At 41.9% G+C, this 17271-nt stretch carries 19 protein-coding genes; 7 read left to right on the top strand and 12 right to left on the bottom strand.

From position 1 onward, the window contains the following. Window positions 1-12: 12 nt before the first annotated feature. The 4 genes from BHC51_RS03880 to upp all read left to right on the top strand — a co-directional run bounded on the left by BHC51_RS03880 (window position 13) and on the right by upp (window position 2999). Window positions 13-687 carry a DUF3108 domain-containing protein gene (locus BHC51_RS03880; RefSeq protein ID WP_100153364.1) on the top strand — a complete coding sequence of 225 codons (675 nt, stop codon included), beginning with the start codon at window positions 13-15 and terminating at the stop codon, window positions 685-687. Between the two features lie 9 nt (window positions 688-696). Next, window positions 697-1959: an RsmB/NOP family class I SAM-dependent RNA methyltransferase gene (locus BHC51_RS03875; protein WP_100100704.1), complete on the top strand. Its 1263-nt coding sequence runs from the start codon at window positions 697-699 to the stop codon at window positions 1957-1959. A gap of 19 nt (window positions 1960-1978) precedes the next feature. Next, window positions 1979-2290: a Grx4 family monothiol glutaredoxin gene (gene grxD, locus BHC51_RS03870; RefSeq protein WP_100100662.1), complete on the top strand. Its 312-nt coding sequence runs from the start codon at window positions 1979-1981 to the stop codon at window positions 2288-2290. Window positions 2291-2366: 76 nt separating this feature from the next. Beyond that, window positions 2367-2999 carry a uracil phosphoribosyltransferase gene (gene upp / locus BHC51_RS03865; protein WP_100100705.1) on the top strand — a complete coding sequence of 211 codons (633 nt, stop codon included), beginning with the start codon at window positions 2367-2369 and terminating at the stop codon, window positions 2997-2999. A gap of 279 nt (window positions 3000-3278) precedes the next feature. Here upp and BHC51_RS03860 read toward each other — a convergent pair whose 3' ends face one another. The 6 genes from BHC51_RS03860 to arsC form a co-directional block, all read right to left on the bottom strand. Next, the gene (locus tag BHC51_RS03860) at window positions 3279-4670 is read right to left on the bottom strand and encodes an ATP-binding protein (RefSeq protein ID WP_100123797.1); all 1392 of its coding nucleotides are present in this window, start codon (window positions 4668-4670) and stop codon (window positions 3279-3281) included. Further along, window positions 4646-5308 carry a response regulator gene (locus BHC51_RS03855; RefSeq protein ID WP_100123798.1) on the bottom strand — a complete coding sequence of 221 codons (663 nt, stop codon included), beginning with the start codon at window positions 5306-5308 and terminating at the stop codon, window positions 4646-4648. Before BHC51_RS03855 ends, BHC51_RS03860 begins: the two co-directional genes overlap by 25 nt. A 129-nt stretch (window positions 5309-5437) precedes the next feature. After that, window positions 5438-5704, bottom strand: a complete 267-nt coding sequence (locus tag BHC51_RS03850; RefSeq protein ID WP_100153363.1) for an acid-shock protein — start codon at window positions 5702-5704, stop codon at window positions 5438-5440. A 445-nt stretch (window positions 5705-6149) separates the two neighbouring features. Continuing rightward, a complete protein-coding gene (gene hemL / locus BHC51_RS03845) occupies window positions 6150-7439 on the bottom strand; it encodes a glutamate-1-semialdehyde 2,1-aminomutase (RefSeq protein WP_100153362.1) in 1290 nt (429 codons plus the stop codon). 283 nt (window positions 7440-7722) lie between these two features. Further along, entirely contained in the window at window positions 7723-8382 is a 660-nt protein-coding gene (locus BHC51_RS03840; protein WP_100100667.1) for a YdcF family protein, read from the bottom strand. Beyond that, entirely contained in the window at window positions 8383-8739 is a 357-nt protein-coding gene (gene arsC, locus BHC51_RS03835) for an arsenate reductase (glutaredoxin) (protein WP_100100668.1), read from the bottom strand. Window positions 8740-9031: 292 nt separating this feature from the next. On the opposite strand from arsC, the gene BHC51_RS03830 reads away from it, so the two are divergent. Together BHC51_RS03830 and BHC51_RS03825 are read left to right on the top strand one after the other, a co-directional pair. Further along, window positions 9032-9550 carry a TlpA disulfide reductase family protein gene (locus BHC51_RS03830; RefSeq protein WP_100100669.1) on the top strand — a complete coding sequence of 173 codons (519 nt, stop codon included), beginning with the start codon at window positions 9032-9034 and terminating at the stop codon, window positions 9548-9550. Window positions 9551-10160: 610 nt separating this feature from the next. Further along, the gene (locus BHC51_RS03825) at window positions 10161-11471 is read left to right on the top strand and encodes an FAD-binding protein (protein WP_180296424.1); all 1311 of its coding nucleotides are present in this window, start codon (window positions 10161-10163) and stop codon (window positions 11469-11471) included. A gap of 146 nt (window positions 11472-11617) precedes the next feature. Here BHC51_RS03825 and serC read toward each other — a convergent pair whose 3' ends face one another. Both serC and BHC51_RS03815 read right to left on the bottom strand, forming a co-directional pair. Further along, the gene (serC, locus tag BHC51_RS03820; RefSeq protein ID WP_100153361.1) at window positions 11618-12721 is read right to left on the bottom strand and encodes a 3-phosphoserine/phosphohydroxythreonine transaminase; all 1104 of its coding nucleotides are present in this window, start codon (window positions 12719-12721) and stop codon (window positions 11618-11620) included. Between the two features lie 306 nt (window positions 12722-13027). Next, a complete protein-coding gene (locus tag BHC51_RS03815; protein WP_100100673.1) occupies window positions 13028-13843 on the bottom strand; it encodes a competence/damage-inducible protein A in 816 nt (271 codons plus the stop codon). 132 nt (window positions 13844-13975) lie between these two features. On the opposite strand from BHC51_RS03815, the gene BHC51_RS03810 reads away from it, so the two are divergent. Then, a complete protein-coding gene (locus tag BHC51_RS03810; protein ID WP_100100674.1) occupies window positions 13976-14794 on the top strand; it encodes an META and DUF4377 domain-containing protein in 819 nt (272 codons plus the stop codon). An 85-nt stretch (window positions 14795-14879) separates the two neighbouring features. On the opposite strand, the gene BHC51_RS03805 is transcribed toward BHC51_RS03810, so the two are convergent. The 4 genes from BHC51_RS03805 to BHC51_RS03790 all read right to left on the bottom strand — a co-directional run bounded on the left by BHC51_RS03805 (window position 14880) and on the right by BHC51_RS03790 (window position 17251). Continuing rightward, complete coding sequence (locus tag BHC51_RS03805) at window positions 14880-15305, bottom strand: hypothetical protein (RefSeq protein ID WP_100100675.1); 426 nt, start codon at window positions 15303-15305, stop codon at window positions 14880-14882. A gap of 195 nt (window positions 15306-15500) precedes the next feature. Then, window positions 15501-15926 (bottom strand): type IV pilin protein, encoded by a 426-nt coding sequence (locus BHC51_RS03800; protein ID WP_100153360.1) that lies wholly within the window; start codon window positions 15924-15926, stop codon window positions 15501-15503. A 34-nt stretch (window positions 15927-15960) separates the two neighbouring features. Continuing rightward, window positions 15961-16296, bottom strand: coding sequence for a DUF2288 domain-containing protein (locus tag BHC51_RS03795; protein WP_100153359.1), 336 nt, complete (start codon window positions 16294-16296; stop codon window positions 15961-15963). 88 nt (window positions 16297-16384) lie between these two features. Continuing rightward, window positions 16385-17251 (bottom strand): MetQ/NlpA family ABC transporter substrate-binding protein, encoded by an 867-nt coding sequence (locus BHC51_RS03790; protein WP_180296423.1) that lies wholly within the window; start codon window positions 17249-17251, stop codon window positions 16385-16387. Window positions 17252-17271: the final 20 nt, after the last annotated feature.

Here is a 17271-nt window from a genome sequence, read left to right as displayed (position 1 = left end):
TATGAGAGAAGTATGAAAGTAAAATTCTGGCTGGGTCTATTGTTTGTCTGGGTAAGTTTACTATTACTACCAGTAGCACAGGCTGCCGATTTGCCACAACGGGCACAATTGCAGTTTGTAGACAGTTATGGGTTGCCGGTAAGCATGGATTTTGTACAACAAGGTGATCAGTACCGGATTAATACCCAGATTAATCTGATTTTTTACCAAATGCAGTTTGTTTCTGCTGGTACAGTAAATGGTTCTATCCTGAATCCGCTTTCCTATATCGATAGTCGCTATGGTAAACCTTATGCACAGGCACGCTTTACTGAACAGGGTATTGATTATGGAAAGGTTTCAGAGGCCAGTAAGCATATGGCGGTAAACGGACCGGTATACGATATGTTTGCACTCGGCTGGCAACTGGGCTTTAATCACGGTAAATTGCCCGCAAATACTTATCTGACTAATGGTAAAAAAGTTTACTTGCTGGATGAAGTTCGTAATCGTGGCAATGCGCAACTGCTGGTTAATGGCCGGCAAATTGATATCAGCCAGTATAGTATTAGTCGTGGTGATAATGTAGTGGAATATGCTTTTGCGCCGCAATTTGAGAATATTCCGGTACAGATTAGCTATATGGATAATGGTAAGGTTTATACCTTGCAACTGAAAGGTGGCCAAATTGACGGGAAGGCTATTTAAGAAATTATGATAAATGCACAACAACTTGATTTGACAGCTGCTGCTCTGGCTCAGGTGTTAACGTTCAGACAGCCGGCAGATGTTGTGTTGTCTGCTTTCTTTCGACGCGAGCGTAAGCTGGGTGTTCGAGATCGGCAGGAAATAGCCGAAACTGTGTTTGCGGCCATTCGTCATTTACAGAAAATTCAGATGATGCTGTCCAGACCGCATAACAAACCACGTCGTGCGGCTTTAGCAGCACTCATTTTAGGGCGTGGTTTAAGTGTTCATGCTGTAGAAAGTTTGTGTGATGCTGAAGAGAAGCAGTGGCTTGTTGAATTGAAAAAACATAAGTCTGATTTTGCTGCCGCGCTGACAACTACTGCTGAGCTGCCGCAATGGCTGATTGATTGTTTACAGCAGCAGAACTGGGATGAGAATCAGATTATTGATTATGGTCGCAGTGTGATGCAAGCAGCTCCGTTAGATGTGCGGGTTAATACCCTCAAGGGTAAACGTGATAAGATTCTGGCTGTGTTGCAGGCAGAGGGCTTGCGTGCTGAAGCTACCCCTTATTCACCTTGGGGAATCCGACTATATGACAAGCCGGCATTAAACCGTCACACTTTGTTTTTGGATGGCGTGTTGGAAGTACAAGATGAAGGCAGCCAGTTATTGGCACTGTTAACCGGCGTAAAACGCGGGCAGATTGCGGTAGACTTCTGTGCTGGTGCCGGTGGTAAAACGCTGGCAATGGGTGCGATGATGGCTGGTAGCGGGCGCCTGTATGCGCTAGATGTGGCAGAAAAGCGGCTGGCTAATTTGAAACCACGCATGGTGCGCGCCGGTTTGACTAATATTCATCCGCAGCGCATTGATAATGAACATGATGCCCGTATTTCCCGTTTGAAGGGTAAAGCTGATTGTGTTTTGGTGGATGCGCCTTGTTCCGGGCTGGGCACTTTGCGTCGTAATCCTGACTTAAAATATCGCCAAAGTGGTGACAATGTACAGGCATTGCAGCAACAGCAGCGGTCAATTTTGCAGGCGGCTTCTGCGCTGGTACGCCCGGGTGGCAGACTGGTGTATGCTACATGCAGTATTCTTGAGGCTGAGAATCAGCAGCAGTTAAATGATTTTCTGGCTGCCAACACAGGCTGGCATATTGAGCCGGTACAGGCTTTGCTGAAGGATAATGCTCTGCCCGCGATGCAGGGTGATTATTTGCAGCTACATACCGGTAAACATCATACAGACGGCTTTTTTGCCGCTGTGCTAACACGCATTAAGTAAAATGAAATAAGGAATGTACATGAGTACTCAGGAAAGAATCAAAACACTTGTTACTGAACATCCGGTTGTGTTGTTCATGAAAGGGACAAAACAGTTTCCACAGTGTGGTTTTTCATCCCGTGCCGTGCAGATTTTGCAGGCAGCAGGTTTGAAGGATTTTCATACTGTTAATGTACTCGAAGATGATGAAATCCGTCAGGGTATTAAAGAATATGCAGACTGGCCAACTATTCCGCAGCTGTATGTAAAAGGTGAATTTGTTGGTGGTTCTGACATTATGCTGGAAATGTATGAAGCTGGTGAGTTGCAGACTTTGCTGGCCTCTGTCTGACTAAATTCTGTTCGGACAAATAATCCGGTAGCTGTTTTGATTTAGGTGTTTAAGGAATTATTTTTTGGAACTGGCTATGAATATTAATGTGATTGACCATCCGCTGGTGAAGCACAAACTGTCATTGATGCGTGAAGAGGATTGCAGTACTTATCGTTTTCGTACGTTGACAAAGGAATTGGCTCGGTTAATGGCTTATGAGGCCAGCCGCGATTTTGATGTGGAAATTGTCAAAATGCAGGGCTGGTGTGGTGAGATTGATGCTTACCAGATTAAAGGCAAGACTGTTACCATAGTGCCTATTCTGCGTGCCGGGCTGGGTATGCTGGATGGGGTGCTGGATTTAATTCCTACTGCTAAAATTAGCGTGGTGGGTTTACAGCGTGATGAAGAAACGCTGGAACCAGTACCTTATTTTGAAAAATTTGTCAGTCAGATGGATAAGCGTCCGGCACTGATTATTGATCCAATGCTGGCTACCGGTGGTTCAATGAATGCAACCATTGACTTGCTTAAGAAAAAAGGTTGTAAGGACATTAAGGCACTGGTACTGGTAGCAGCGCCGGAAGGGGTGAAAGCGGTTAATGAGGCACACCCTGATGTGACTATCTATGCTGCCGCTTTGGATGACCATCTGGACGAAAATGGCTATATTATCCCCGGGCTGGGTGATGCGGGTGACAAGATTTTTGGAACCAAACACTGGTGAACTATTGGTAAGTTTTTAATCAGTCTGTTGGTAGACTGTGAGAGATGTACTAATTATAAAGACAGAATTCTCATCTAGGGAATTCTGTCTTTTAATTTATACTAAATGAAAACCAGTTTAGTGTATGGTTTGATGTAAGGAAATCTGGCCATTGCAGTTAGCATTGCAGAGAAATATTTTGAGTGGTGCTCTGGGTAATAAATATTTAAGCATATTGTTTATGCTATTCAATTTTAATGAATATCAGCAGGTATTAATGGCGGTATATTTTGTTTGAATTTATGTATTATTGATGCGGAATATCAGGCCAACAGCCAGTCCCGGCTTTTGTTCGCTGTTTTTCAGGCTTGAGTCTGCCAGTTCAATGGCAATTTGCCATTGGTCACACAGGGTTTTAACAATGGCCAGTCCCAAGCCGCTGCCATTTTCATTATTACCCAGAATGCGGTAAAACGGTTCGAATACCAGTTTTCGTTCAGTTTCAGCAATACCATAGCCACTGTCTTCTATCCATAGAGTCAACTGATTGTTTGCATTCTGTCTGGTGTGAATACAGATATGACCATTGGCGGGTGTATATTTGATGGCATTAGCCAAAATGTTCTTCAGAATGGTGTGTAAATCATTGCTGCTGATGGGCAGTCTGATGTATTCACTGATGTCTACACTCAGGTTCTGCTGTTTCTGTTCTGCCAGAGGCAGTAATTCTGCAATCAGGTTGCGCAGTAGCGGCATCAGGGCGGTGTGAACATTATTCGGCACAAGGTGCTGTTGTTGCTGATGTTGTGCTCTGGCCATGGATAAAAGTTGGGTAAGCAGTTGTTCGGTACGTGCTATACCGGCTTTGATTTGTCTGATGAGTTTGTGTTGTTCCTGAATAGTTAAATCCGGTTCGTCAAAACGGCCTATCTGTATGGTAAGTGCTGTGATTGGCGTGCGTAATTCATGTGCTGCATGGCTGATAAATTTTTTGTCATGTTCAATTGCAGCCTGTAGCTGGCTGAAGAGACGGTTTAGTGCGGTGATGAACGGACGGATTTCAGTTGGTACGTGCTTGGTATCCAGTGGTGATAAATCGTTGGCATTGCGTGCAGTTAGTTCTGTACTCATTTCTTGTGTTGCTCGGAACAAGCGGCGAATCCAGATGGCGGTGAACAGCCACAAGATGGGCATGAGGATAAGAAATGGCCACACCACACTCAGTGCGCTGTCCTTAGCGATGTGATTGCGGTAGGCGGTGCGCTGGGCAACAATAATTCGTTGGTGTTCTCGGGTAAGGATATATACCCGCCAGTGCCGAGCTACGGTGGTAAAATTGTGAAAGCCATCCGGTAGCTGTTGCAAATTTTGTACTGCGTTGTCATCACCCATCAGGATATTAAGGTAGGGGGAATCAAGCGTTTGTGCTAGTACACGAGGTTTGGGCAATGTTCTGGCACTTTCGGGAAAGTTGAGATCTTCCTGTGTATCTCGGCGCAGTATGGAACTGCGTGGGTCAAGTAAATGTGCAATCTGCTCCAGTTGGGTATCCTGCAAATCTTGAGTTTCCCGAAAAGCTGTCTGATAGGCAAGAATGTCGCCAATAATGGCGATAAAGGTTACCAAAATGGTTAAAACCAGTAATAAACGCCATTGTAGTGAGGATACTATACGCGTCGGTCTACTAGCCATCCCAGCCCCCGTACATTTTTAATGACGTTGCTGCCAAGCTTTTTGCGAATTCCATGAATTACTACTTCTACGGCATTGCTTTCAACTTCTTCATTCCAGCCATAAATTTTTTCTTCCAGTTCCTGCCGTGACAATATGGTGCCCGGCTGTAGCAATAAGCTGTAAAGCAGAGCGTATTCGCGCGCTGACAGGCGGGTAACCACACCATTGGCACTTACTTCTCTGGTAGCCGGATTCAAGGTAATTGTGCCGTTGCTCAGTACTGGGCTGGCATGTCCACAATGCCGGCGCAATAAAGCCCGAATACGAGCCAATAATTCTGCAGAAGCAAATGGTTTGATTACGTAGTCGTCGGCACCGCTGTCCAGTCCGTTAATGCGTTCTTCCACAGTATCACGGGCAGTAATCAGAATCACGGGTAAGTCACTGTTTTTGGTACGCAGATGGCGAAGTACACTAAGGCCATCCTGTTTAGGCACTCCGATATCCAGTAAGGCTATATCGTAGATATCGGGCTGTAATGCACTTTCTGCTGCTAGGCCGTCTGTAACACAATCGACAGCAAAGCCGGCACCATGGAGCATATCGCTTAGCGCTTCTGCAATCATTTTGTCGTCTTCGAGAAGTAGAATTCGCATAGGCTAACATTTTTCCGCATAGACAAATGGGCAGTCTGTATTAAATCAGACTGAGAGATGTCTATGATAACAAAAACCGTTTCAGTATTTCTGAAACGGTTTTTATTCAAACGTTAACCTAAAGCCTGCTTAGTTTGTTTCAGTAGTGGTTGTGGTTTGTTTGGTGGTAGTAGTGCTGGCAGCAGCTTTTGGGGCATGTGCTTTTCTAGTGTGTACTTTTTTTACCTGAGTTTTTTTAGCAACTGGTTTAACAGTTTTGGTTGCTGGTTTTACAGAGGTGGTAGCAGTAGTGGTGTCAGTTGTAGTAGTGGTGGTTGCAGCAACAGGAGCGGCGAAAGAAGCAGCAGAGGTTAAACCGAAAATAGCACTTACAACAGCAGCAGTAATTTTTTTCATGACAGATCTCCATTAAAAATTAGTTTAGGACAATAACCATCTTGGTTCTTGTTAATACACAGTATGGCTTTAAATACTTAGGCTAGACTTAGTTAATTGTTTTTTAATGTTAATTAATTGTAATTTTTAGTTATTATGTAGCGTAGGAAGAAAGTTTTTATTAGTTTTAGTGTTCTATTTAAAGAATTTGTCTGCAACTGGTTTTATTGCGCTGTAAATATAGCAGGAAAAGTGAATATCAATTAGACATGAAATGGCGATAAATGATTACAAAAATTACCGATATTGTAGGTAAATTTATTAAATTCAATTAGATATATTGTGGCACCAGAGCTGAAAAGAGAAGTCGAAAATATATTGCTAGCGGTTAATGTTCGTTTACTGAACTGGTAAAAGATACCGGCGCATGAACCAAATAAGACATTCGCCGGTAATCATTTATATATCAGATGGTGCGTGCGATTTCGGTAAACACTTCTGCGGCCAGCCCAAGAGTATCGGCAATGATTTCACTGCTATGAGCAGCAGACACAAAACAGGCTTCATATGCGGATGGCGCAAAGGCCACACCGCGTGAAAGCATGGCATGGAAGAACTCTTTAAACAATATCTGATTGCTGTGTTGCATGTCTGCAAAGCAATTTGGCAGTTCTGTATTAAAGTAAAAACCAAACATTCCACCTATACTGCGACTACAGAATGGAATATTGGTTTCTTGTGCTATTGCTGCTAAACCATTACTTAATTCTTGAGTGCGTGTGCTTAAAGATGTATAAAAATCGGGTCGCTGTATGATTTCTAGTGTTTTCAGCCCGGCTGCCACGCATACGGGATTGCCAGATAATGTGCCTGCTTGATAAACCGCACCTAAAGGTGAAATACAGGACATGATGTCTGCTCGACCGCCGAAAGCAGCAACGGGCATGCCACCGCCAATAATTTTGCCAATGGTGGTTAAATCAGGCTTAATACCATGAATTGATTGTGCACCGCCCAGAGCAACACGAAAACCCGTCATGACTTCATCGTAAATCAGCACGCTGCCATGTTGTTCAGTAAGAGTGCGCAAAGCCTGAACAAACTCAGCTGTGGCTGGAATCATATTCATATTGCCAGCAATCGGTTCAACAATTACACAGGCGATACTGTCGCCCTTGCTAGCAAATGTCTGTTGTAAAGCCTCTACATCATTATAAGGCAAAACCAAAGTATGACGGCTGAAATCCTCAGGGACACCAGCTGAGCTGGGATGGCCGAAGGTTAACAGACCGGAGCCGGCTTTAACCAGCAAGCTGTCGGAATGGCCATGATAACAGCCTTCGAATTTAATGATATTGTCGCGTCCGGTAAAGCCTCTAGCCAGACGAATCGCACTCATGGTGGCCTCAGTACCGGAGCTGACCAGACGAATTTGCTCCATGCTGGGCACAATATGGCGAATTTCTTCGGCTATGCGGATTTCATTTTCGGTGGGTGCTCCGAAAGAAAGACCATTTTCGGCAGCATGACAGACTGCTTCAACTACTTCTGGATGCGCGTGTCCAACAATAGCTGGTCCCCATGAACCAACATAATCGATATAACGGCTCTGGTTTTCATCCCATATATATGCACCTTGTGCCTTGTTAATAAAGCGAGGGATACCGCCAACACTGCCAAAAGCACGTACTGGGGAATTTACTCCGCCCGGAATAATGATTTTTGCCTGTTCGAAGAGTTGCTGGTTTCGATCCATGATTTGATCCTCTGCTAATGGATGTGTTGAATGATTGAGTTTTAGGGAATAATCATACTATCGATTGACGGGTGAGGTTAATGGTCTTTTGTGGGGCTTGTTAGTCAGAGTAACAGAAAGCAAAATAATTATCCGATTGTGTTTATTGATATCTCTATGACGTACTGAGAGAAATAATAGTGCAAATTATTCTGCTTCGCTAAAACTGTTGTCATTGATTCCAGTTATAAGTGCGTGTAATAAAAGGATATGTATATACAGGAAAATAGTAAGCTTAAAATAATTACAAAATTTTGGTGCTTAGCATATGGATAAGCCGTGGAAAACGCGCCAGATACTTTACCCATTGATACATCATCAGTGTATAGCTTTCCTGTGCTAAAAAGCGTAATTTAGACTGGGTGGCGGTATAACGGGTGGTTGGGGTAGGTGAAACCTGAGCATGCAGCCCCAAGTCACGTGCAATGAAGTTAGCACGTGCCAGATGATAGGGATCGCTGACGATGATAAAGCTGTTTAAATCATTATCCTCGGCAATTATCTGTGCATTAACCAGATTCTGCCAAGTATCCCGAGAATGGTTTTCGTAGATAATATCATTGGCATCAACGCCGTTGCGAATTGCATAGCGCCGACCAACTGCGGCTTCAGTCATAAAACCGGGTTTGGGGCTGCCGCCAGTAAACAGAATTTTTTTTACTTTGCCAGTACGGTACAAATGGATGGCATGATTAATGCGTTCGCGAAAAACCGGAGAAGGGCGTTTATCCCATGCTGCTGCACCAAGTACAATTGCTGCATCGGCTTCACTGAGTACTTGCGGATGACTGAACTGATAAACTATAGCAACACTGATGGCATAGTTGGTTCCAATAAACAAGGCACCTGCAATGATAACACTGCGCAAACAGTACCAGAAGCCAAGACGTGTGCTGGAGATCATTTACTGTTCAAGTAAAGCTTCAATATTGGTTAACGGACGACCTATAGCCGCATGTTCACCGATTACTGCTATTGGTCTTTCTATTAGTATTGGATGTGCTGCCATGGCTGCTATTAGTGTATCTTCATCAGCATCAAGCAAATTTAGTTTTGTAAATAAATCATCTTTGCTGCGCATCATTTCCCGCGCAGAGCTAATCGCAAGTTTCTGTTTCAATATGCGAATCTGTGCTTCGGTTAATGGTTCGGTCAGGTAGGGAATGACTTTGGTGTCGACATTGCGTACCTGAAGTAAAGACAGAGCAGCGCGCGATTTGGAACAATTCGGGTTGTGGTACAGTATGACGGTATCAGTCATGATTATCCCTGAACTTCTAAAGAAATGAAAAATCTAAATGGTAAGTGTGGACGAAACTTCAAATTTTGACAAGTATTATTAATTATTCTAAAGGTTAAACTAATTTTGTTGTGGTTGATATAAATAAATTATCTGATTTAGTTACATGATTCAGTTGATTAATGCAGCAAGGATAGAAAAAAAGAATGGTAACTACTGCGTTAGTAGTTAGTATAACGAAATTGTATTAGTAATATTGTATGGGAAATATTTTATAATTAACGCTATTAAAATGTAATATTCAGGTAAGGGTATGTCTCAATCTACCGGGCTTTTAAAGAAAATTTTTTTGTTGAGTGTCTTGTTTTTAAGTTGTGTTCGTTTACAGGCGGCAGAATTGCAAAGTTGGCCTCAAGGTAAGGCCGCAGTTTTACCAACGGAAAAGCCGATACTTGTGGTTAATATCTGGGCAACTTGGTGTACGCCATGCCGGAAAGAAATGCCTATGTTGTCACGCTGGTATTTACAGCAGCAACGTTCTGGTAAAGATGTGGTTACTGTAGTGGGAGTGGCGCTGGATAATGATGCTAATTTACAACGATTTACTCGGCAAGTGTCAGTACATTATCCACTGTATCGCTACATTGGCACAGATAGTCGGGCGTGGATGAAGCAATTAGGTAATGAGGTTGGTGGGGTACCGTATACATTGGTACAGGCGTCTGGCTGCGGGTTTAAGCAAGCATTGCTGGGAACGCTTACTGAAGCCAGACTCAATCAGGCAGTTGAAGCAGCAAAAAAACAGTGTGCGCGACGCAAAGTTCGCTTATAAATTTTCATGTAGCTTAAGATTAAAGTGTACCTTTCTCTGTTTATTAGCTGATTAAGACCACTTTCTGTATTGTCTGTAAGGCACTTGCCAGCATCAGGTTATTCAGTTGCTGGATGGTTAGCAGGTAACATTGTTGTAGACAGTAATACAGGTTGTGTATTTCTCTAATAATAGTAATGGTTTATATTAAGTTAAAGCATTGTCGGACTGAAAAGAAGAATATCTGGATCTGAGTTGTAGCGCATTTGTGGTGTCGGTTCTTTTCACACTAAGCCAGATTGGTTTAGGCTCAGATTTAGCGGTCACTGCTGAGAATAATGATGCTACAGATAGCTTTTACAAAGATTCGGACTACTGGTTATAATTATTGAAATAATCAGATTATTCAGTTAATGTAAAGAAAATAAGAATATTTCTGGTTTAGGATGTAAATCGATTATTGGTTGATATAAAACAATAAATTTATTTGATTTGCTTATTCAGGGTAGGTATATTTTTCAATCTGTTGAATATAGATCACTAAATAATGAAAAAAGTAAATTTGTTGTACATACTTTTTATGCTCTTCTCATTAAGAACACATGCTGTAATTGTAAATGATGTTACTGGGATGACACCTGTACAGGTGGCTGCGGTAGTGCAGCCGGAATCAACACAACAGGTTGCAGAGTTGGTTAAGAGTACTCAGGGTACTATCAGTATAGCCGGGGGCAAGTACAGTATGGGCGGACAAACTGCAATTCAGGGTGGGCTACAAATAGATACGCAAAAGCTGAATCATGTGATTGCTTTTAATCCTGAGCAAAAGCTTTTAACCATTGAGGCTGGGGCAAGCTGGCGTCAGGTACAAGAATTAATTGATCCTTATGGTTTATCAGTAAAAATTATGCAAAGCTTTGCCAATTTCAGTATTGGCGGTTCATTGGCTGTAAATGTACATGGTCGTTATATTGGCGAAGGACCTATTATTCTGTCTGTAGAACAATTCAGAATTGTACTGGCTGATGGTTCGATAGTGGCGGCCAGTCCGAAAGAAAATCAGGATATATTTTATGGCGCTATTGGTGGTTATGGTGGTTTGGGAGTTATCACGGAAGTAACTTTGCGCCTTGTTGATAATGTTAAGGTAAAACGTATTAGTGAGGTTATGCCAATTACAAGGTATTACCAGTATTTCTCTCAGAATATCCGGTCTAATAAGGCTGCAATATTTCACAATGCTGTAATGTATCCGCCTGATTTTAAGAAAGTTCGTTTAATAACGTTTGAACAGACGCAAGAACCTCTGACTATTTCAGACAGGTTGAGATCACGCTTTGAACATTCACGCAAGCAGGAACGAAGAATAAAAATTGTAGCTTCATCTCATTTTGGCAAAGAGTTGCGTAAATTGCATGATGAGGTAGACTATGCAAAGCAACCGGTAATGTGGCGTAATTACGAAGCCAGTTATGATGTATCCATTTTGGAACCAATTGCTGAAAAAAATAAAAGTTTCGCTCTGGAAGAATATTTTATACCGGTTGAACGGTTTGATGATTTTTATCCCGAATTAATTGCTATTCTGAAGAAACATAAGGTTAATGTCGTTAATATCTCTGTTCGTCACGCCAATCGAGATAGCGGTTCGCTGCTTGCATGGGCTAAAAACGAAGTATTTGCTTTTGTTATTTATTATCAGCAAACTACTGATGAGCGCAGTAAAGAGCAGGTAGGTATCTGGACTCGAGAGTTAATAGATGCAGCACTGGCAAACGGCGGAAGTTATTTTTTACCTTATCAATTGCATGCAACTTCTGAGCAATTCCAGCGTGCTTACCCACAAGCAGAGCAATTCTTCAAACTTAAAAAGCGAGTAGATCCAGAAAATAAATTCAGTAATATGCTGTTGGAGCGGTATCGTCCTAATACTGTTCAGTAAAGTAAGGCTGAAGTTATTAATCCTCTTAATTAAAAATCCAGATTCAAGGGGATCATTGATAGAAAAAACTATGATTTATTTAGGATATAACTGAAAACCGGTGCAGCAGATTTTCTACTACACCGGTTGAGTGAGCGTCAAAAAAATTAGCCGTATCGACGCTGAAATTCCTGCATGAAACTTACCAGTGCTTCTACGCCCTGAATAGGCATGGCATTATAAATACTGGCACGCATTCCACCTATTGATTGGTAGCCCTGTAATGCACATAAACCATGAGCATTAGCTTGCTGCACAAATATCGTGTCTAGCTCTTTTTTAGGGGTATGGAAAATGACATTCATATGTGAACGGGCATGTTGTTTTACATTATTGGTATAAAAGCCATTACTGTTATCTATAGCAGAATACAGGGTTTCAGCTTTCATTGTGTTGATGGCCTGTATCTGTTCCACTCCACCATGAACCTGAAGCCAGCGGAATACCAGCCCTGAAATATAAATCGGATAGGTCGCAGGGGTGTTATACATTCCCTGACGGCTTATATGGCTCTGATAATTCCATACGTCAGGAATCCGCTCGGAGCAGCGTTCAAGCAAATCTTCGCGAATAATAACAATGGTAGCTCCTGACGGCCCGATATTTTTTTGGGCACCAGCATAAATAACGCCAAAATCAGCAATATTAATCGGTCGGGAAAGAATTTCACTCGACATATCACATACGATCGGAGGCATTCCGTCTGGTTTGGGAATATCACGGTATTGCAGACCATGTACGGTTTCATTAATGCAATAGTGAACAAAGGCTGAGTTTGGGTCAACGTCCCAGTTTTCAGGTGCTGGTACGTCTGTATAGTTATATAAATCACCGCCATGTGCTGCTAAATGTATTTCGGCATTGGAAAGCTTGCCCATTTGGCTGTGGGCAATCCGGCTCCAGTTACCGGAAACTACTGAATCAACCCGTTTAAAGCCATTAGCGAGATTCATGACTAGCATGTTGAATTGAGCGCTGGCTCCACCCTGCATAAATAATATTTTATAGTTGTTTGGAATATGCAGCAGCTGACGCAAGTCCTGTTCGGCATGATGCAAGATACTGATAAAAGCATCTGAGCGGTGACTCATGGTCATCACTGAGCTACCAGTACCATTATAATCCAGCATTTCAGCCTGAGCTGTTTGTAATACGGCCTCTGGCAGTATTGCTGGACCGGCAGAAAAATTGTATTTGTTCAGAATTGTCATGAATAAATGTATACCTGTTGCTAAGTAGTGCGGTTGATGAGTTCAGTTCACTATCGACCAGTCATATAGTGGTATTTGGTTGACCGCAAAACCAGACACTGCTGTAAGTTGCTGGAATTCTAGTAGTTTGCTAAATGAAACGCAAATACAAAACCGTTTTGCATGTAAAGGGATAAAAGTATGGTTTTTTCAGCCTGTAAGCGGGCTAAGTATGGTTTTAAACCCTTTTTTTTAGCGTTTAAACAGGTAATTTTTCTCTTAGTTACAGATTTTATCCATATATAAACTATTGTGAAGGGCTTTGATTCAGCCTTCACTACTTTTATCCAATGGGGTGATATCAGTTGCTCCAAGATGTATCAGTTTCTGTACAGCCTCTTCCCAGACTTCTTGCAGACAGGTACAGTCTTTGCCCCATGCTTTTAAACCAAATTCCAGCCGGTATTGATGTATTTGTTCATCGGCTGATAAATCATCGCGGATAGTGGGCAGGCTGAAGGTTTTGATAGTCGGCCATTTTTGTTCAATCTGCTCCATCAGAGGAATAATTCGTGATTCAGGCAAGCCATCAACCAGAGCGGCTTTGGTAGCCAGTCGGTGCAGGAAAAAATTTTGTTGGTAATACTTGTCTAATACCCATTGAGCCATTGGATGTGCCATTTTGGGGAAGCCGGGTAAAAAATAATGCTCTCTGATTGAAAAGCCAGCGATATTGTTGAATGGATTCGGAATCAGTGCTGCTCCCTGAGGAAAATCCGCCATTTTTGCCCGTTGCAAATGCGCAGGGCTGTCTAATGCATCGCCATGTTTGATTGAAATGGCTTCAATTTCTTTCAGGGCATCAGGATGAGATGTTAAAGGTAAGTTTAAAGCATTAGCACAGGCTTGGCGTGTATGGTCATCCGGCGTGGCACCTATGCCTCCGGTGACAAAAACAGGTATTTTCTCTTTAAATGACAGGATAAGCTGTCTGGTAATTATTGCTCGATCATCAGGTAAATATTGCGCCCAAGCCATATATAGTCCATGCTGCTGGAACAATTGTCTGAAAAAAGTAAAATGACTGTCCTGACGTGAACCATTCAGGATTTCATCTCCGATAATGATAATACCGATCTGCATACTGATTCTCCAGAGTTTGCGGCTGCTGTTGCATAATAGCTAATCTTTCGGTTATATAAAACATGATAGTTGTTTTATGCCCAGATTTATTTTAATGTGCAAGTGTTGTATCGTTTTAGCAAGGATATACTTATGAATATTAAAAAATTGGTAGTAACTGCTCTGATTGCAGGCAGTCTTGCTGCCTGTGCACATACATCAGACCGTAAGGTGAATATGCGTGCTGCAAGTGTGCAGCAGTTAGGTGCTTATAACTGGCAGTTGGTAGAAGCAACTGACCGGCATGGTCGACCATTGGCCAATTTTGCGGCGAATTCAGCTTTAAAACTGAATTTTGCTGGCCAGCGGCTGAATGTTTCAGGCGGTTGTAATAGTATTGGTTCTGCTTATCAGTTAAGCGGACAGGATATGTATATTCAAGCACCAATGAGCACTATGATGGCTTGTGCTCCTGATGTAATGGCACAGGATGCGGCAGTTATTGCTTTTATGAATGGTCAAAAACTACATGCCGGATTGCTTAATGTCGAAGATGCTCAGAATCCGCAACCACTGTTAAGGATAGAAAATCAGCGCGGTCAGTCTCTGCTCTGGCGTGGTGTGCCTACAGCGACTTCCCAATATGGTCAGCCTACGGTGGTATTCTGGGAAATAAGCCCGCAGACACAAACTTGTCAGACAGATAATGGAGCGGTGCAATGTCTGAAAGTTCGTGAAATTTTTTATAATGACCAAGGTGTAAAGGTTAAAACCGGTGTATGGCGTAATTTTGCCGGCACTATCGATGGCTGGCAGTTTAATCCGGCTGAAAGTCAGGTATTGCGTTTGAATGTATATGAAGTAAAACCAGCCGGTGCTGCGGATGATACTGCTGCTAGCCAATATATTTATAAATTGGATCAGATAATTGAACGTTCTGAGGTGAATTCAACTAAGCACAAGCATAAATAAAATTTACCTGTTAAATAGTTAAATTAAAAGGCAATGATTTTTTCATTGCCTTTTTAGATAATTGCTATTCTGAAATTCTAAGTACTTACTGATGCAGATAAACATCTGGTTGACCATCTGCATTATCCAGTATCAGCTTCTGTTTGCGCATGTGCTGGTTAAATTTGCCACGTCGAGTAACTGATTTGATTAACCCATCTCTGTTAATCTGATTCTGATAAGTAAAGTTTAGATTCGGGTCGAGTTGGAAAGAGGAAATTTCACTGTATTGATGACATTCATGCTTTTTACAATTCTTAAATAATTTAACCTGATTATCATCCTGAAAAAGTGATGCCGATAATTTGTCGATTTCTTTTTCAATCTGTTGTTGCTGATTATACATCTGGATGATGATTCTTTCAGCATCATCGAACCCATAATTGTCAGCAGCCTGATAACCGGCTGCTAATACCGGATCGGCCAGTGCTAAAGTGGCCGATATTAGCAGGATTGATTTCAGCTTTTCCATATATTTGCTCTTTTATTTTTTATCAAAAATTTAATTACTTTCTTAAAAATAAAAAGTTAAATATTGAATATATTTGTAAATTTTAAACTATTATTTAACTAAAATAAAGAAATAGATTTACTTAAGTAAGCATGTTGCTGAAAATTATGCAATTTCAGCAGGATATGCTGTAACGTGAAATGAATGAACATAAATTTAAAAAGGATCACAGCTTTCTTGCCTAATATCATCACACAATAACATACCATGCAAACTGTCATAAACAACCACTCTTGTTGCACCACTATTGTCCGGTGTTGGCGTGGCCACCAGACGATAACTACTGGGTTGGTAGGTACCACTAAAAGTAAAATATGTTGCGCTATTTTTTTGTTCGAGCGTATGTGTATTTTGTTCGAGATTATTTGTCGGATCTGTAGTGTTTGTAATAAATGTGTTGTTTTTGGCGTAATACCGTTCCAGTTTGTTGATATTCAGCACTAAATCAGCACGGGCGTTTTGTTCGCGGGCTTTAATCACAAAGCTATTGTAGGACGGGTAGGCTATTGCGGCTAATATGCCAATAATAGTGATGGTAATCATTAAGTCAATAAGCGTAAAGCCCTGATTGCGTCGCTGCATAATGTTCTCTTTCTATCTATTTTGAATGCTTGTTTTATTTGCTTTCGACAATAGTATTGTCTGGCTGTATCAGCACATATGGCTTTACTACAACGGCCCACATTGGCTGGTTACGGTCAAAATATTGTTGTGCCATTATATCGCTGACTTTACTAATTTTACCGTTATGTATCAAAAGTGCAATGGTGGCACTGTCATCTGTGGCTATTTTGTGTGCAATATCGACTAAATCGAGTTCCGGTGCTACGTAAATACAGTTGCCACGGGCAAAGTGAGGCTGGAGTTCATGCCAGTTGATACGTGCAGTTTCCAGATTGATTTTCTGTTCTAATGGCAGTTCAGCACCGGGAATAAAATTGTTCGACTTCATGTTTTTTAAGTTATGGTTAGTAAAAACATTCCGTTATAAATATATAAATACCTATAACGAATTGTCTGTTCAGAGCTAAGACAGGTAGTTATTGTGCTTGTGCAGATGAAGGTAGTTGGCTCTGTATACCCCATGATTCGGGATATTTGTAACCAGCAAAACGTTTAAAGGCATATTCTTTAAATGCCGTGGAGTTATATGCTGCTGTTATGTCTTTTACCCATTGGCTGTCTTTGTCTGTAGTTCGGATTGCAGCCCAATTAACATAGGTATAGCCGGGTTCCAGAAATAAGGCGGATGTGAATTTCAGCCCGGAGCTGGTGGCAAAATTGCCATTAATCACTGCAAAATCTACATCATGGCGGGATCGGGGTAATTGGGCGGCTTCCAGTGGTATCAGTTTGATATTTTTGTTATTGCTGGCAATATCGGTTAACGAGGCTTTAAGAGGGTTAATACTGGCTTTTAGAGTGATCCAGCCCAGCTTGTCCAGCATAACCAGAGCACGAGCCAGATTGGACGGGTCATTAGGTACAGAGACGCTAGAGCCACTTTTTATTGCATTAAGTTCGTGCAATTTGCCAGTATATATTCCTAGAGGGCCAGTGGGAACCTGAAAGACCGGTATAATGGCCAGCTGGCGCGATCGAGCAAAATCATCCAGATATGGCTTATGTTGAAAAATATTAATATCAATGGATTTATCCGCTAAGGCCAAATTGGGGCGGACATAATCGGTGAATTCGAGTAGTTGTACCTTATAGCCCTTTTTTTCCAGTTCAGGCTGCACCTGATCGCGCACCATATCAGCAAAATCGCCTACGGTGGTACCGATTATAATTTCTTTTTTTATCTGTTCTGCTGAAACAGAAGATTGCGTGGTTTTTTCACCACTACAGGCTGTCACAATAAGCATGCACAGACTAACAAGCAGGGTTTTCAGATAAATCTTCACTAAACTTCTTTCGATGCTGA

Source organism: Snodgrassella alvi (genome assembly GCF_002777745.1).
GTDB lineage: Bacteria > Pseudomonadota > Gammaproteobacteria > Burkholderiales > Neisseriaceae > Snodgrassella > Snodgrassella alvi_D.
The sequence above is the reverse complement of the archived record's forward strand: the minus strand, read 5'-3'. Positions and strand labels throughout refer to the sequence as shown.